Raw genomic sequence first — 14,754 nt, 5'->3', positions numbered from 1 at the left:
GCGGGGCGCCGTCGTCGACGGCGCCCCGCTGGTGGAGTGTGTGCGGCCTGCGGCCGGCTGAATCCGGGTCTACCCGGCCTTGTCGCCCTTGAAGATCCCGGCGATCTTCGAGCCGAGGTCCTTCGCGTGCTGCCCGACGTCGCCCGCAAGGTCCTTCGCGTGCTGCCCGACGTCTCCCGAGAAGAACTCCTTGACGTTCCCGACGGCGTCCTCCGCGAGCTCCTTGCCCTTCTCGGCAGCCTCGCCCGCGAATTCCCTGCCCTTCTCCACGGCCTCGCCGGCGAACTCCTTGCCCTTCTCGACCGCCTCGCCCGCGAGCTCCTTGCCCTTGTCCACCGCGGCGTCGAATCCCTGCTTCGCACCCTCGGTGCCGTTGGTCTCGCTCATCGTTCCTCCTCGTGTGGGGCCGGTGTGGGCTCTCGTGTGGAGGCGAATATGCGTCTCCACGCATTCAACCTAGGTCGGCCCCCGCCGGCGAATCAAGGCCGACGGCGTGCGGCGTGTTCTGCGCGAGAGCAGGTACCGCGGGGACGTTCAGTGGACCCGTTCGGCGCGGCTGAGCCGGGCCCTCGCGCCGGACGCGATGTGGACGAGGACGGGCGTCCGAGTACCCATGACACTGTCGAGGCTCGCCACGAGGCGCTCGGCCTCGGCGGCGAGATCCCCGGGGTCGGCACCGTGCCGCGCAACGACCTTCACCCGCAGGGCCGTGCTGCCCTCGAAGTCGACCGCGGCGACAGAGGTGCCCAGGACGTCCTTGCGCTCCGCCAGGCCCGAGCGCAGCGCCTGCTCGACAGCGCTCGCCGCGATGCTCACCCTCCCCGGCACCTCCCCGTCCGCCAACGAGCCGCCGGGCCCCGCCCCGCCGTCGGGCGCCGTCGCAGCCACGAGATCCCTGCGGCCGCGGCCCTGCTGCGCGACCCACCACACCATGAGGAGCGCGAGGACGATCGTGAGGACCATAGCGGCGATCCACAGCCAACTCAGGCTCGTGCCGGGGACGCGGGCACCCTCGAAGGCGCGCCCCGCCGCGAGCGCCGCCTGCGGCGCCCAGCCCCGCCACCACGCAGTGACGGAGGGGACGGCCGCGAGCAGCACGGCCAGGACACCCGCCGCTAGCAGGACCAACCCTGCCAGGAGGATGAGCACACGGTTGAGCATCCGCGGCGTGCTGTTCATGCCCCGACCACCCCCGTTCCCTCGATCCGCACCCGCAGCACCGGGTAGGGCTCGGGGCGCAGCCGCAGAAGCTCGTTCTCGACGGCCGCGAGCACGTCCTCGGCGCGCACCGGGATGCCGGAGGTCGGCCGGACGTTGACCACGGCCTCCCGCTCGGAGAGGACGACGGTGACCTGTTCGGGGCGGACGACGGCGGCGGCGCGGGCCCTGCCCGCAAGCGCGGAGGCGAGCACCTCGTCGTCGACCACGACGGCGACCCGCCCGCCCGGGAGCGCGCGGCGTCCGCGGCGTCCCCGCCGGAGGGCGAGGACGATGAGGACGAGGCCGGCCAGGGCGACGACAGCCCCGACGAGGCTCAGGAGGCCCCGGTTCGTGCCCTCCGGCAGCGCCGCGACGGCGCGGGCCGCGGACGCGGGATCGATGAGCCAGGCCGGCTGCCCGAGGGCCTGGAGCGTCGACTCGAGGAGGACATACGCGCACAGGGCGATCACGGCGAAGGCGACGAGCCCGGCCAGGAACGACCGCGAGGCGGTCGTCTCCCGGCGCACCGCGGCATCAAGGCCGTGTGACGAGGGACGGTCCGTGTCCTGCTCAGGCACGGAGGCCTCCTTCCCCCGGGACGATGGGGCGATGATCCACGGCCCTGAGGCTCGGGCCCACGCGCACACCGGAGATGCGCAGGTCCACGCGGCTGATGAGGGCGCCGCTCAGGGAGGCCACGGACTCGAGGACCCGGCCCTTCGCGCGTGCCGCGCGCTCCCACGCGCTGCCGCCCCACGGCGCGAGGTCCGCCGGGGAGGTCACCGACGCGAGCGGGGGCACCGCGATGGGCGAGACGAGGGACAGGGCGAGCAGGCCGGCGTCGTCCGCCCATTCGGCGCGCACGTCCGCCGGCTGGACGCCGAGCTCGGCCGCCGCTGCCGCGCAGGCGAGCGACGTGAGGGCCTGGGTGCTGACCCGGTTGTGCCCGGCCAACGGCGGGCGTTCCGCGGTGGGCGGCCGACCGGGCGGTTCGGGGGTGGCGGGCTCGGGCACGGCGTCGGGGGTCGTGTTCACGACGACGAGCGCCGGCCCGTCAGCGCCTCCCACACCCTGCGCAGGTCGAGCCGGCCCTCGGCGACGCGGCCGAGGATCGCGCCGGCCGCCATGAACACGAGGGCCCCGAGGAATCCCCCGATGCCGAACTGGAACGACATGAACGCGAGGAACGCCCCCGCCGCCATGCCCACGACCACCAGATTCACTGGACCTCGATTCCCGGCTTGCCGCCGTGCCGCGCCTCGCCGATGAACACGTCGGCTATCTCGACGTTGACCTCGATGACCTTCAGGCCCGTGAGCTCCTCGACCGCCCGATACACGGCGGCGCGGACCTGGTCGGCGAGCTGCTGGAGCGGGACGCCGTAGGAGGCCACAAGCGTCACATCCACGGCCGCCTGCGTCTGCCCGACCTCGGCGCGGACGCCCGCGATGTGGTCCGGCTGCCCGACGGCGTCGCGGATCGCCCCGAGCGCCCTGCTCGGCGCCGTCCCCAGGGAGTGCACGCCGCGGACCTCGCGCGCGGCGGCGGCCGCGACCTTCGCGACGGCCGCCTCGTGGATCACGGTGCGCCCCGTCGCGTCCACCGACAGGAGAGGACGCTCCGGCTCGGCAGAGCTGCTGGGCATGGCGGCCCCCTCAGGCACACCGCCGTCCGCGCCCGGTACCTGGACCACCCTGTCTCCCGTCGCCGTCGTCCGACCGCGCCGCGGCCGTGCGCCCTCGTGCACGGCAGCGGGCCCACTCACGCATGGAGGCGGGCCCTTCCGCGGCTCTCGCGCTCTACCTTAGTACGGCCTCCCGAACCCGCATCCCCTCCGCGCCGCACAGGATCTTTCGCGCCGGGTAACCCTGTGACAGCATGACGCTTGCCATCAACTCTCGGTGTCAGGCTGGCTGGGGAGCTCCCGCCCGACGAAGGGGACAAGCATCAATGGTGACCGGCCCAGCGCCTGCTCCGTCGGGGGCATCGGCCAGCGGCGGGTGGCTGATCGAGCACCTGCCCGCGGAGCCGCTCCCGCCCGAGGTCTTCGACCTGTTCCCTGACGCGCCTCTCGCAGTACTGGACGTCTACGAGCTCACCGCACCCGCGTCTGCCTTGCCGGGGTGCGTGGCCGTCACGCTCCGGTTCCCCGAGGGCGGCCCGGAGACTGCCGTCGTCGTGCTGCGGCCCGGCGCGGCGCCCGAAATCGCCCCGGTGGAGCGCCTCGGAGCCGCCGTCGCCGTCGAGCTGTGGCTCGGGCCGGACGACGGCGGCACGCGCCTCGTGCTCCTCGCCGTCGGCCCGCTGCCCCTCGCCGCCGCGGACGAGCCGTACGAGGCGGCTCCCTGGGAGGAGACCTCCGGCGGCGGGGCCCTCACCGTTCCTCCGCCGCCTCCCGCGATGGCGCCGCCCCCGGCGATGGCGCAGCCCCCGGCGATGGCTCCGCCGGACGCTGCCCTGCCGCGGCACGTCCCCGCGTGGCTCGTTGCAGGCATGCCCTCGGTCCTCAAGCCGGGCGAGCGGGTGTCCGTGACGGTCCGCGTCTCGCGCACCGAGCTCGCACCCGTCGGGGACGAGGCGCACGCGAGCCGGAGCCTGCTCGGCAACCCGGAGCTGCCGTTGCGGATCAAGCTGCGGCGCCGGAACCTCGGCGTCGTGCCCGGGACGCGGGACCGCCATGAGGTCCCGTTCCCTGGTGAAGACGAGGTCGTGGCCCGGACGTTCGAGGTCGTGGCCGGGACGGCGGGGCCGGCCGAGGCCGAGGTGGTGCTCGAGCAGGGTTCCTCGGTCATGCCCCTCGCGGTCGTGCGGCTCGAGGTGACGGTCGCCGAGGACGCGCCGGACATCCCCGAGCGGGCGGAGGCCACGGCGGCCACCTCCGCCCCCGACCCTCGCCTCGCGGGCCTGCCGGTGCTGCGCGTGGACGAGGACCAGTTCGGCGACCGCTGGAGCCTCGAGTTCGATCTCACCCTCGGCGACGACCTCGTCACGCACTACGAGATCGCCCCCGCGGTGCCCAAGGACGAGTTCCTCGACGCGCTCTACGCGCGGATCGGCGAGGGGTGGGCGGGCGCGGGCCAGTCGCCCACGGACTTCGAGTCCCGGCTCGCCGGCCTCGGCGCCGAGCTGGCCCGGACTCTCCTGCCCGAACGGCTCCGCGCCGATCTCGACGCCTCGTGGGACCGGCTCGGCGGGCTCGCTGTCCTCAGCAGCGAAGCGCGCATCCCGTGGGAGCTCGCCCAGGTCGCCGGACCCGGGGAACCGGCCCGATTCCTCGGCGAGACGGGGCTGGGACGGTGGGTGTACGGCGTCGTGCATCCTCACCGGCTGCGCGTGCGCGCGGCTCGGAGCCGCTACCTCTGCCCCGCCTACACCGGCGAGCTCGCGCTGGCGCAGACCCCGCTCGAGGCCGAGTTCCTCGCTGGCCTCGGCGCGTCGCCCCTCGAGCCCGGCGACGCCGGCTCGCTCTCCGCCCTCCTCGGGGCGCGGGGGTTCGACCTGCTGCACTTCGGCGGGCATGGGTCCTCCGACGCCGAGGGCCAGCGGATCCTGCTGGCCGCGGCGGCCTCGTACCCGGCGGCGTCGCTCGCGACGGACTTCCCTCGGCGGGCCCCCGATCCCGCGGGCGAGCCGGGGCCCGTCGTCGTGCTCAACGCGTGCCGCCTCGCCGAGGCGCCCCGCACGGGCGCCGAGGCCTTCGCGCCGGCATTCCTCGCGGGCGGCGCCGGCGCGTTCATCGGCTGCCTGTGGAGCGTGGGCGACCGCCCCGCCCTGGGGTTCGCCGAGGCCTTCTACTCCGCCCTGCGCGGCGGGGAGACGGTCGCCGCGGCCGTGCGCGCCGCGCGCCTCGCCGCCCGCGCCGCGGGCGACGCCTCGTGGCTGGCCTACACCGCCTACGCCCATCCCCTCGCGACCGTGGAGTTCGCGCCCTGAGGCGCGCCGCCCGCCGTCGTGCCGCGCCCGCCGGGACATCGTCCAGTCACCTGACCCGCCCACGAAGCACGCGAAAGGACCGTCATGACCACCCCTGAAACCGACCCGGGCGCGGCCCGGGGCTCCGGGCTCACCGCCGACGAGCTCGCCGCCCTCAAGCCCCACGTGATCAACCTGCGCCGCGGCCTGCTGTCCGAGGGGCCGGGGGCCCTGGACGGCGAGTACTCGAGCACGGCGGACGACGTGCGAGCCATCTTCACGACCCACCTGCCGGCCTTCCTCGCCGAACGCAAGGGGCCTGTCCCGCTCCTGGTCAATGCCCACGGCGGGCTCGTCACCGAAGCGTCGGGGCTGCGCGCGGCCGCCGCCAGGATCCCGTGGTGGACGGCAAATGGCATCTATCCCGTGTTCTTCGTCTGGGAGACCGGGCTCGTGAGCTCGCTCGCGGACGTCCTCGCCGGCTGGCTCGGCGGGAGTCGGGGGCCGGGGGACATCAAGGATCGGATCGTCGAACTCGCCGCGCGCTTCGGCCAGGGCGAGCGCGTGTGGGGCCAGATGAAGGAGTACGCCCGGGCAGCGAGCGCCGACGGGGGCGGGGCATCGTTCTTCGCGGACCAGCTCGGGACCTTCATGACCGACAACCCCGGCGCGCTCACGGTGCATGCCGTGGGGCACAGCGCCGGGTCGATCTTCCACTCGCACTTCATCCCCGTCGCGCTCAAGGCGGGCGTGCGGAAGGTCGAGACGGTGAGCCTGCTCGCACCGGCGGTGCGCACCGACCTCTTCAAGGCCACACTCCTGCGCGAGGTCGACGCCGGGATCGGCAAGCTCTCGATGTTCACGATGACGGACGAGCTCGAGCGCGCCGACAACTGCGTCCGGGTCTACGGCAAGAGCCTGCTCTACCTCGTGCGGGCGGCATTCGAGCCCGGCGTCGGAGATCCGATCCTGGGGCTGCAGGACTCCGTGCGGGCCGACGCCGAGCTGCGCGAGTGGTTCGCCGAACCCGGCTCGGAGTCCTCGGCCGAGGTCGTGTGGGCACACGCGGATCAGGGGCCGTTCAGCAGCACTGATGCGTCGAGCCATGGGGCGTTCGACGATGATCCGGCCACGATGGAATCCGTCATGCGGCGGGTCCTCGGCCGCAAGGACATCCAGCCCATGCCGGTGACGCGCGGCGCCGAGGCGCTGTGGCCCGCGCAGCCGCGCACCGCCAGCCTCGACACGTGGCCGGGCAACGCCACGAAGAAGGCCCTGTGCGTGGGCATCAACGCCTATGAGCGGCCCGACGACCGGCTCAACGGCTGCGTCGCCGACGCCGGGACGTGGGGCACGGAGCTCGAGAAGCTGGGCTTCGCGGTGCATTCCCTGACGGACGCCGAGGCCACGCGCGAGGGGATCCTGCTCAAGATCCTCGAGCTCGTCTCCACGAGCACGGCCGGGGACACGCTCGTGGTCCAGTACGCGGGCCATGGCACGACGGCGCCGGACCTCGACGGCGACGAGGCCGCCACCGGGCAGGGCCGGAACCAGGAGGACGAGGCGCTGTGCCCGGTCGACTTCCGCTCGGGCGAGCTCATCATCGACGACGACCTGGGCCGGATCTGGGACGTGCTCCCGGAGGACGTCTCGCTCACGCTGTTCTTCGACTCGTGCCACTCCGGGACCGCCCGGCGGGAGATCGTGTCTCCGGCGGAGCTCGAGGCCCTCACGACGGCCAAGAGCCTCCCGCGGCGCGTCGTCCTGGGCGACGAGGACCGCGAGCGGTTCCGCGCCCGGCGGGGGCATGGGCGTGCCGCCTCCGCCGAAATGGGGTCTCCCACCACCGAAATGGGGTCCCGGGTCGCCGAAATGGGGTCTCCCACCACCGAAATGGGGGTCTTGGGCGCCGAGATCGGGGCTTCGGTGACGCTGACGACGGCGGGCGCGTCGCCGTCGTCCTCCGTGGACCGCTACCGCGCGGCGCGCGAGGTGCAGTTCGCCGCGTGCGCCCCGGATGAGCTCGCGTACGAGACGGCGGGCCACGGCGACTTCACGTCGAAGGCCGCTCCCCTCCTGGCGGAGGCCGCCGGGGCGGTGACGAACGCGGAGTTCCTCGCCCGCGTGGTCGACGGCTTCGACAAGCGCCAGCACCCGGGCATCTATGCCTCGGACGAGTGGCATTCCCGCACCTTCCTCGGTGCCATCGCCGGGGCACAGGCCCCCACCTCGGCGGTACAGGCCCCCACCTCGGCGGCCCAGGCCCCCACCTCGGCGGGGATGAGGGCGGACGACGCCGAGCTGGCGGCCCTCGACTTGGCCCTCACCGGGGAGGCCGCGGCGGCGGGGCACCGCTCGGCGAGAGTCGCGGCGCTCCTGCGGGCGATCGCCGACGTGATCGAGGGGTGAAGGATCGATTCTGGAATGGTCGGCGCTGGAACGCAGAAGGACCCCCGCATTGCGGGGGTCCTTCACTGCTGGTGGCTCCGACCGGCGTCGATCCGGTGACCTTTCGATTTTCAGTCGAACGCTCTACCAACTGAGCTACAGAGCCTCGGTGACTGCTCACCGAAGGCAACCTGACCGTAAGCCATGTCGCCGAAGCGACCCTGACGGGACTTGAACCCGCGACCTCCGCCGTGACAGGGCGGCGCGCTAACCAACTGCGCTACAGGGCCTTGCTTGTTCCCGGGGCTTCCCCCGCTCACAAGACCAAAATCCTACCAGAGCCTCAGGCCCGGTCAAAATCGGTCTTGCCAGTACCCCCAACGGGATTCGAACCCGTGTCGCCGCCGTGAAAGGGCGGTGTCCTAGGCCACTAGACGATGGGGGCCAGTGGACCCTCAAACTATAGGGCTGGCCGGCAGTACCACACAAATCGCTAGAGTGTGGTGCATGGGCGCGGCGTGGATGGACGAGGACGAGTTCGAGGAGGCCGTCGACGCTGCCCTCGCCCAGATCCCCGACCGGATCGCCCGCCACATGGACAATGTCGCCGTCTTCATCGAGGACCGCTACGTCCCCGGCCCGCACGAGGACCCGGACACGGTCCTCTTCGGTCTCTATGAGGGCACCCCGCTGACCGAGCGCGACAGCTGGTACGGCGCCGGCTCCCTCCCGGACCGGATCATGGTCTACCGCGAGCCCATCCTCGAGATGTGCTCCTCGCGCGAGGAGGTCGTCGAGGAGATCCTCGTGACCGTGGTCCACGAGATCGCCCACCACTTCGGCATCGACGACGAGCGGCTCCACGAGCTGGGCTGGGGCTGACATGGGGCACGGACACACTCACAAGCACACCCACGGGCACGCGCACAGCCACGTCGGCAACACGCAGACCGCCACAGGGAGGCACCGCCGCCGCCTGCTCGTGGTCCTCGGGATCACGCTCAGCGTCGTCGTCGTGCAGCTCGTGGCGGGGTTCCTCTCCGGCTCGCTGGCGTTGCTCGCGGACGCGGGCCACATGTTCTCGGACGCGGCCGGGCTCGGCATCGCGCTCACGGCGGCCTGGATCGCCGCCCAGCCGGCCACCGACCAGCGCACGTTCGGCCTCATGCGCGCGGAGGTGCTCGCTGCGCTCGCCAACGCGCTCGTGCTCATGGTGGTCGCCGTCGTCATCTGCATCGAGGCCGTGCAGCGGCTCGGCGGGGGCAGCGAGGTGCAGACGACGACGATGCTCGCCGGCGCCGCGCTCGGCGCCGGCGCGAACCTGGCCGGGCTGCTCATCCTGCACGGCGCGCACCGGGAGAGCCTCAACGTCCGGGGGGCCTACCTCGAGGTGCTCGGGGACCTCCTGGGCTCCCTCGCCGTCATCGCAGCGGGCATCGTGATCGTCGCGACGGGCTGGGTCCAGGCGGACGCCGTGGCCTCGCTGCTCATCGCCGTCCTGATCGTGCCCCGGGCGTGGGCGCTCCTGCGCGACGTCGTCGACGTCCTGCTCGAGGCGACCCCGAAGGGGGTGAGCATCGAGCAGATCCGCGAACATATCCTCTCCGCGCCGGGCGTCGTGGACGTGCACGACATCCACGCCTGGACCATCACCTCGGGCATGCCGGTGTTCTCGGCGCACGTCGTGGTCGAGGACAGGCTGCTCGACGCCGAGGGCATGGACATAGTCCTCGACCGGCTGGGCACGTGCCTCGGCGAGCACTTCGACACCGAGCACTGCACGTTCCAGCTCGAGCCCGCCTCGCACCGCGACCACGAGCCCGACCAGCACGCCTGAGGTCGGCGGGCCGCCAAGGCGCACTCAGGGCGCGAGCATCGGCCCGAAGGCGGAACGGTCGGCGAGCCGGGCGTCCTCGCGGTCCGGCACGACCATGATGGGTCCCTTCGCGTGGTGCAGGACGCCGTCGGTCGTCGAACCGAGGAGCATCCCGGTGAAGCCGCCGCGGCCGCGCGTGCCGAGCACGAGGAGCTCGACGGTGCGGCTCACGCCGACGAGGACGTCGACGGGCGGCCCGTCCAGGAGGCTCGTCTGGACCTCGAGACGGGGGAAGTGGCTCTGGAGCCACGCCGTGCCGGCCTTGAGCTGGGCGCGGATGTCCTGGAAGAGCTGCTCGCGGTCGATCGGCGCGGGCACCCACGCGAGGCTCCCGCTGAACTGCGGGACGGCGCACACGATCCGCAGGGGCATGCCCAGAAGCATGGCCTCCTCGGCCGCCGCGAGCACCGCGACGCGGGCCTGCTCCGAGCCGTCGACGCCGACGGCGACGATGCGCTCGATCTCGGCCGGGCCCTCCTTGGCCTGCTCGGCGAGCACGTGCCGGTCGTCGACCTTCTCGCCGATCCGCTCGGCGTAGCGGAGGGGCACGGTGACGGTCGTGCAATGCGCGTGGGCGGGCAGGGCGCTCGAGACCGAGCCCAGGAGGCGGCCCACGAAGCCGCCGCGCCCCCGCGTGCCGAAGACGAGGAGCTCTGCGGACTTGGAGAACTCGAGGAGCACGCCGGAGGCGTCACCGGACTCGACGGACGAGGTGACCTCGACGCCGTCGAGCGGTCCGAGGCCGTCCAGGGCCTCTTTGAGCACGGCCTCGGCTCCGTCGCGGATGACGGTGTCGTCGAAGGTCGCATAGCCGCCGTCGAGGCCCGAGGCGGCGAAGAGCGGCACGCTGTATGCGGTGACGACATGGAGGGACGTGCCGCGGCGCTCGGCCTCTCGCGCGGCCCATTTGAGGGCGCAGTTGCCGTGTTCGGAGCCGTCGACACCCACCACGATCCCGGTGGGGAGGTCCGCTTCCTCGGGGCCGTTTCCGGCCGCGCCGTCCTGCGGGTGGAGCTGGTCTGCCATGGCTGCCTCCTCAACTCGGTGCGAGCCTAACACGGTCCTCAGCTTCCATGGTGGACCGTTTCCCGGGTGGGTCAACCCTCTGTTTCCCGGGCCTCGAGCCGCTCTCGAGGGGCCTCCGGAGGGGCCGTGGGGAGGGGCAGGGTGGGCCGCGCCAGGGCGGGTCTCCGGAGCCCCGTGAGTCGCCTACCCATGGGGCAGGATTTTCTGTAGGGTTCAACACGTTGCCGCCGCGCATCGCCTCTGCAGCCTGTGGAGGGCGCCGGCAGCAGTGACCTGCAAGCCGCTGGGGGCGACGCGAGCAGCCCACGTTCAGTCCGTTTCGCCGGGAGGGATACGCTCGTGCCGACGCCGCGCTCCGAGGACATGCCTGCACCTGCCCAGGGCGGAGAGTCGACAGCCGCGGTCGTCATCGGCACGGGGCTCTCGGGCCTCGCGGTCGCCGCCGAGCTCTGCCGCCACGGCGTCCCGGCCACGACCCTCGGCGGCCTCGAGAGCGCCTCGCCCAGCACTGCGACGAGCCAACTGCGGGTCGCGGACCTCTCGAGCGCCGAGTCGGCGGAGTACCTCGACGTCCTCCGCCACGTGCGCAAGTACGCCGTCACCCATGCGCTCGACGTGCGCCACCATGTCCACGCCCGCCACCTCGCGCTGGTCGAGCCGGCCGAGCCCGCTGTGCCCGGGGAGGGCGGCGCTCCCGTCCGCTGGGCGGTCCGGACGGACGACGGCGTGCTGTTCGCCGACGCCGTCGTCCTCACCCGCTGCGCCCACAACCAGCTGCGGCGCTTCCTGGCGGACCTCGGCTACTCCCTCGGCGAGAACCTCATGGCGGCCCTCGCCGAGATCGGCCTCTACCTCATCGGCGTCGCCGAGCTCGAGGCGCCGAGCACGCGGGAGCTCGTGCGCCAGGCCAAGGCCGTCGGGGCCGAGGTGGCCGGGCGGATCGCGGGGCTCACGCCGGAGGGGCGGGGCCTTGCGCCCGAGGGCAGGGACGGCGAGACGCTCCAGACGGCCTGAAGCCCGGCGCGGGGCCTGCTAGGAGTCCCCGCCCGCCCCCAGCCGCTTCCGGGCACCCCAGCCGAGCGCCGCCAGCAGGGCGACGGCGACGAGCGCGAAGACGACGATGAGCCACGGGATGTCCTGCGAGGGGGCCGAGGGCGTCGGCGCGGGCGTGGCCGTGGCCCCCGGCTCGGGGGTCTGGATCGCCGGGCCCGAGACGCCTGGCGAGGCTGTCGCGGCGGGCGACCCGACCGGCGTCGTGCTTCCCTCGGCCACCGTGAAGCCGAACGTGCCCTCGATAGGGTGCGAGTCCGAGCTGACCACGCGCCAGACGACGGTGTAGCCGCCCGCGGGGGCGCCCGGGCGCAGCGGCTGGCGGACGCTGCGGTCCACGACCTCGGGCGAACCCTCCGACCACGTCGCCCCGGACGCGTCCGTGACCCTGACCTCGACGCCGACCCCGAGCGGGCGGTTGTTGAAGTCGAGCCGGATCTCCGACGGCGCCGCCGGCAGCGCCTCGCCCGACGCCGGGGCGGAGCCCTCGAGCGCGTCATGGGCTGCCGCCGGGGCTGCCGGGGCACAGAGAGCGAGAGCGCCCGCGAGCGCGGCCGCGAGTGCGGCTGAGGCCGGGACAGCCAGGACGGAGCGGAGCCTCGTGAGGATGTGCATCACATCAGCCTAGATTTCGACGGCTCGTAGAACAACTGGCCAGTAGGATTGACCCGCCCGGCCCCAGCCGCGCGCGTTCCTCCCGCGACCTGCCCCAGGAGAAAGCCCATGGCATCGGCACTGGACCGCTACTTCATGATCAGTGAACGCGGTTCCTCGGTCCCCCGCGAGATCCGCGGCGGCCTCGCCACGTTCTTCGCGATGAGCTACATCGTGGTCCTCAACCCGCTCATCCTGGCCGGCGCTGACTCCGCCGGCAACACGCTCGGGATCCCGCGGGTCGCGGCGGCGACCGCGCTCGTGGCCGGCCTCCTGACGATCATCATGGGCCTGTGGGCCAAGCACCCGTTCGCGATCGCGACGGGCCTCGGCGTGAACGCGTTCGTCGCCGTCACGGTCGCGACGCATCCCGGCGCGACGTGGCCGGACATGATGGGCCTCGTCCTCGTCGCGGGCGCGGTCATGTTCGTCCTCGTGCTCACGGGCTTCCGGACAGCCGTTTTCAGGGCCGTGCCGGAGGGACTCAAGACGGCGATCGTCGTGGGCATCGGCATCTTCATCGCGCTCATCGGGCTCGTCAACGCCGGGTTCGTGCGCCGCATCCCTGACGCCGCCGGCACCACCGTGCCGCTCAGCTTGGGCGACGGCGGGCGCCTCCTCGGCTGGCCCACGCTCGTGTTCGTCGTCGGGCTCGTGCTGACGGTCGCCCTCGTCGTCCGCCGCGTCCCCGGCGCCCTGCTCATCGGCATCCTGGCCGCGACCGTGCTCGCGAACGTCCTCGAGCTCGTGTTCCGCATCGGCCCGTCCGTCGCTCCGGGGCAGGAGCCCAACCCGGCCGGCTGGTCCCTCGTCGTGCCGGGCCTGGGGACCGTCGCCCCCGTCGACCTGAGCCTCATCGGTCAGGCGGACCCGCTCGGGGCCTTCACCGACCTCGGGGTCCTCGGCGCCTCGATCATGGCGTTCGTGATCCTGCTCAGCATCTTCTTCGACGCGATGGGCACGATGGTCGGCCTCGCCCGCGAGGCCGGGAGCATGCGCCCCGACGGCCAGATCCCGAACGTGGACCGGGTGCTGCTCGTGGATGCGTTCGGCGCGGTCGCCGGCGGCGGCTCGTCGATCTCGTCCAACCAGATCTTCGTCGAGTCCGGGGCGGGCATCGGCGAGGGCGCCCGCACGGGCCTCGCGTCCGTCGTGACCGGCGTCCTGCTTCTGCTCGCGATGTTCCTGACCCCGCTCATCAACCTCGTGCCGTTCGAGGCGGTCGCGCCGGCTCTCGTCGTCGTCGGCTTCCTCATGTTCCAGCAGGTGGCCCGGATCGACTGGAAGGACCTCGGGATCGCCATCCCGGCCTTCCTCACGATCGGCCTCATGCCGTTCACGTACTCGATCGCCAACGGCCTCGGCGCCGGCTTCGTCTCGTACGTCCTCGTGCGCAGCTTCCAGGGCCGGGCCCGCGAGGTGCACCCGATCATGTGGGCCGTCGCGGCGGCGTTCCTGCTCTTCTTCGGCATCGGCCCCGTCGAGAAGCTGCTCGGGCTGTAGGCGGGAGCCCGCGGGCTCCCCACGCGCGTCCGGGATTCCGGACCGCCGCTGTCCTGAGGCCTTCCGCGGCCCCGGCCGGATGCGGTGTGCTGGGATCATGAGCACTGGCCCGCGCATCCCTGACGTCTCTCAGATCCCGTTCACTTCCTGGACCGGCCGGCACGACGGCGACTCCCCCGAGCACCGGCGCTGGTGGCAGGCCGTCCGCGAGCACACGCCGGGCGCCCTGGCCGAGGCGGCGGCTCGGGCTGATGCGGCGCAGGACGGCGGGCGCGCCGCCGCGGTGCCGCGCGCCCCCGCCGTGCTCGTGGGCTTCGCCTCCGACGAGGGCGTGCGGCGCAACAAGGGCCGCATCGGCGCCTCCTCCGGGCCCGCGGCGATCCGCTCGGCGCTGGGCCCGCTCGCCTTCCACCTCGGCCGCGAGGTGTTCGACGCCGGCGACGTCGCGGTGCCGCTGAGCCTCGACGGCGGGACCGGTCCGCTCGAGGAGGGGCAGGAGCGGTTCGGCGGGCTCGTCGCGTCGCTGCTCGATGCGGGCGCGCTCACGGTCGGGCTCGGCGGCGGGCACGAGACGGCGTTCGCGAGCTACCTCGGCGTGGCAGGCTCTCGGCGCACGGACGGGGCGCGGCTCGGGGTGCTCAACCTCGACGCGCACTTCGACCTGCGGGACGAGGAGCGGCCCAGCTCGGGCACCCCGTTCCTGCAGATGGCCCGCGCCGAGGCCGCCGAGGGGCGCACGCTCGACTACGCCGTCGTGGGCATCTCGCGGCCCGGCAACACCCGCGCCCTGTTCGAGCGGGCCGACGAGCTCGGTGTCCGGTACCTCCTCGACGAGTACACGACCCGCGAGACGGCGGAGTCCTTTGTCGAGGACTTCCTCGCGGGGGTCGACGCCGTCTACCTCACGATCGACCTCGACGTCCTCCCGGCCGCCGTCGCCCCCGGGGTCTCCGCCCCCGCGGCCCTCGGTGTCCCGCTCGAGGCGATCGTCGCCGTCGTGCGCCGCGTGGCCGCGAGCGGCAAGCTGCTGCACGCGGACCTCGCCGAGCTCAATCCCGCCCTCGACATCGACGGGCGGACGGCGCGGGTCGCGGCGCGGCTCGTGGACACGATCCTGGGCTAGAGCGGGCTGCAGGCAGCACAGG

General features: G+C 73.3%; 15 protein-coding genes and 3 tRNA genes. 7 read left to right on the top strand and 11 right to left on the bottom strand.

What is annotated here, in order from left to right:
* Nucleotides 1-69: 69 nt before the first annotated feature.
* From BV907_RS10335 to BV907_RS10310, 6 genes are all read right to left on the bottom strand, one after another.
* A complete protein-coding gene (locus BV907_RS10335) occupies nucleotides 70-387 on the bottom strand; it encodes a hypothetical protein (RefSeq protein ID WP_077489648.1) in 318 nt (105 codons plus the stop codon).
* Between the two features lie 147 nt (nucleotides 388-534).
* On the bottom strand, nucleotides 535-1,179 hold the full coding sequence (locus BV907_RS10330) for a hypothetical protein (protein WP_077489647.1): 645 nt from the start codon (nucleotides 1,177-1,179) through the stop codon (nucleotides 535-537).
* A complete protein-coding gene (locus BV907_RS10325) occupies nucleotides 1,176-1,778 on the bottom strand; it encodes a hypothetical protein (protein ID WP_139346712.1) in 603 nt (200 codons plus the stop codon). Before BV907_RS10325 ends, BV907_RS10330 begins: the two co-directional genes overlap by 4 nt.
* Nucleotides 1,771-2,154: a hypothetical protein gene (locus BV907_RS10320; protein ID WP_245827912.1), complete on the bottom strand. Its 384-nt coding sequence runs from the start codon at nucleotides 2,152-2,154 to the stop codon at nucleotides 1,771-1,773. Before BV907_RS10320 ends, BV907_RS10325 begins: the two co-directional genes overlap by 8 nt.
* Before the next feature lie 77 nt (nucleotides 2,155-2,231).
* Entirely contained in the window at nucleotides 2,232-2,423 is a 192-nt protein-coding gene (locus BV907_RS10315) for a hypothetical protein (RefSeq protein WP_077489646.1), read from the bottom strand.
* Complete coding sequence (locus BV907_RS10310) at nucleotides 2,420-2,845, bottom strand: Asp23/Gls24 family envelope stress response protein (protein WP_077489645.1); 426 nt, start codon at nucleotides 2,843-2,845, stop codon at nucleotides 2,420-2,422. The genes BV907_RS10315 and BV907_RS10310 overlap by 4 nt, the downstream gene beginning before the upstream one ends.
* Before the next feature lie 305 nt (nucleotides 2,846-3,150).
* Between BV907_RS10310 and BV907_RS10305 the strand changes: the two genes are divergently transcribed.
* Nucleotides 3,151-5,133 (top strand): CHAT domain-containing protein, encoded by a 1,983-nt coding sequence (locus tag BV907_RS10305; RefSeq protein ID WP_077489644.1) that lies wholly within the window; start codon nucleotides 3,151-3,153, stop codon nucleotides 5,131-5,133.
* 84 nt (nucleotides 5,134-5,217) lie between these two features.
* The gene (locus BV907_RS10300) at nucleotides 5,218-7,521 is read left to right on the top strand and encodes a caspase family protein (RefSeq protein WP_077489643.1); all 2,304 of its coding nucleotides are present in this window, start codon (nucleotides 5,218-5,220) and stop codon (nucleotides 7,519-7,521) included.
* Between the two features lie 69 nt (nucleotides 7,522-7,590).
* On the opposite strand, the gene BV907_RS10295 is transcribed toward BV907_RS10300, so the two are convergent.
* The 3 genes from BV907_RS10295 to BV907_RS10285 form a co-directional block, all read right to left on the bottom strand.
* A tRNA-Phe gene (locus BV907_RS10295) sits at nucleotides 7,591-7,666 on the bottom strand.
* A 50-nt stretch (nucleotides 7,667-7,716) separates the two neighbouring features.
* A tRNA-Asp gene (locus BV907_RS10290) sits at nucleotides 7,717-7,790 on the bottom strand.
* Nucleotides 7,791-7,872: 82 nt separating this feature from the next.
* Nucleotides 7,873-7,945, bottom strand: a tRNA-Glu gene (locus BV907_RS10285).
* Nucleotides 7,946-8,007: 62 nt separating this feature from the next.
* Here BV907_RS10285 and BV907_RS10280 point away from each other — a divergent pair.
* Nucleotides 8,008-8,382, top strand: a complete 375-nt coding sequence (locus tag BV907_RS10280; RefSeq protein WP_245827902.1) for a metallopeptidase family protein — start codon at nucleotides 8,008-8,010, stop codon at nucleotides 8,380-8,382.
* Nucleotide 8,383: 1 nt separating this feature from the next.
* Entirely contained in the window at nucleotides 8,384-9,337 is a 954-nt protein-coding gene (locus tag BV907_RS10275) for a cation diffusion facilitator family transporter (protein ID WP_077489642.1), read from the top strand.
* A 24-nt stretch (nucleotides 9,338-9,361) separates the two neighbouring features.
* On the opposite strand, the gene BV907_RS10270 is transcribed toward BV907_RS10275, so the two are convergent.
* The gene (locus tag BV907_RS10270; protein WP_077489641.1) at nucleotides 9,362-10,402 is read right to left on the bottom strand and encodes a universal stress protein; all 1,041 of its coding nucleotides are present in this window, start codon (nucleotides 10,400-10,402) and stop codon (nucleotides 9,362-9,364) included.
* Between the two features lie 339 nt (nucleotides 10,403-10,741).
* Here BV907_RS10270 and BV907_RS10265 point away from each other — a divergent pair, with 339 nt between their 5' ends.
* Nucleotides 10,742-11,416 carry an NAD(P)/FAD-dependent oxidoreductase gene (locus BV907_RS10265; protein ID WP_077489640.1) on the top strand — a complete coding sequence of 225 codons (675 nt, stop codon included), beginning with the start codon at nucleotides 10,742-10,744 and terminating at the stop codon, nucleotides 11,414-11,416.
* Nucleotides 11,417-11,434: 18 nt separating this feature from the next.
* On the opposite strand, the gene BV907_RS10260 is transcribed toward BV907_RS10265, so the two are convergent.
* A complete protein-coding gene (locus tag BV907_RS10260) occupies nucleotides 11,435-12,067 on the bottom strand; it encodes a copper resistance CopC family protein (RefSeq protein ID WP_077489639.1) in 633 nt (210 codons plus the stop codon).
* A gap of 108 nt (nucleotides 12,068-12,175) precedes the next feature.
* Here BV907_RS10260 and BV907_RS10255 point away from each other — a divergent pair, with 108 nt between their 5' ends.
* Both BV907_RS10255 and hutG read left to right on the top strand, forming a co-directional pair.
* Entirely contained in the window at nucleotides 12,176-13,609 is a 1,434-nt protein-coding gene (locus tag BV907_RS10255; RefSeq protein ID WP_077489638.1) for an NCS2 family permease, read from the top strand.
* A 97-nt stretch (nucleotides 13,610-13,706) separates the two neighbouring features.
* Entirely contained in the window at nucleotides 13,707-14,732 is a 1,026-nt protein-coding gene (gene hutG, locus BV907_RS10250) for a formimidoylglutamase (protein ID WP_077489637.1), read from the top strand.
* Nucleotides 14,733-14,754: the final 22 nt, after the last annotated feature.

This window comes from Sinomonas mesophila (genome assembly GCF_001999765.1).
GTDB lineage: Bacteria > Actinomycetota > Actinomycetes > Actinomycetales > Micrococcaceae > Sinomonas > Sinomonas mesophila.
The sequence above is the reverse complement of the archived record's forward strand: the minus strand, read 5'-3'. Positions and strand labels throughout refer to the sequence as shown.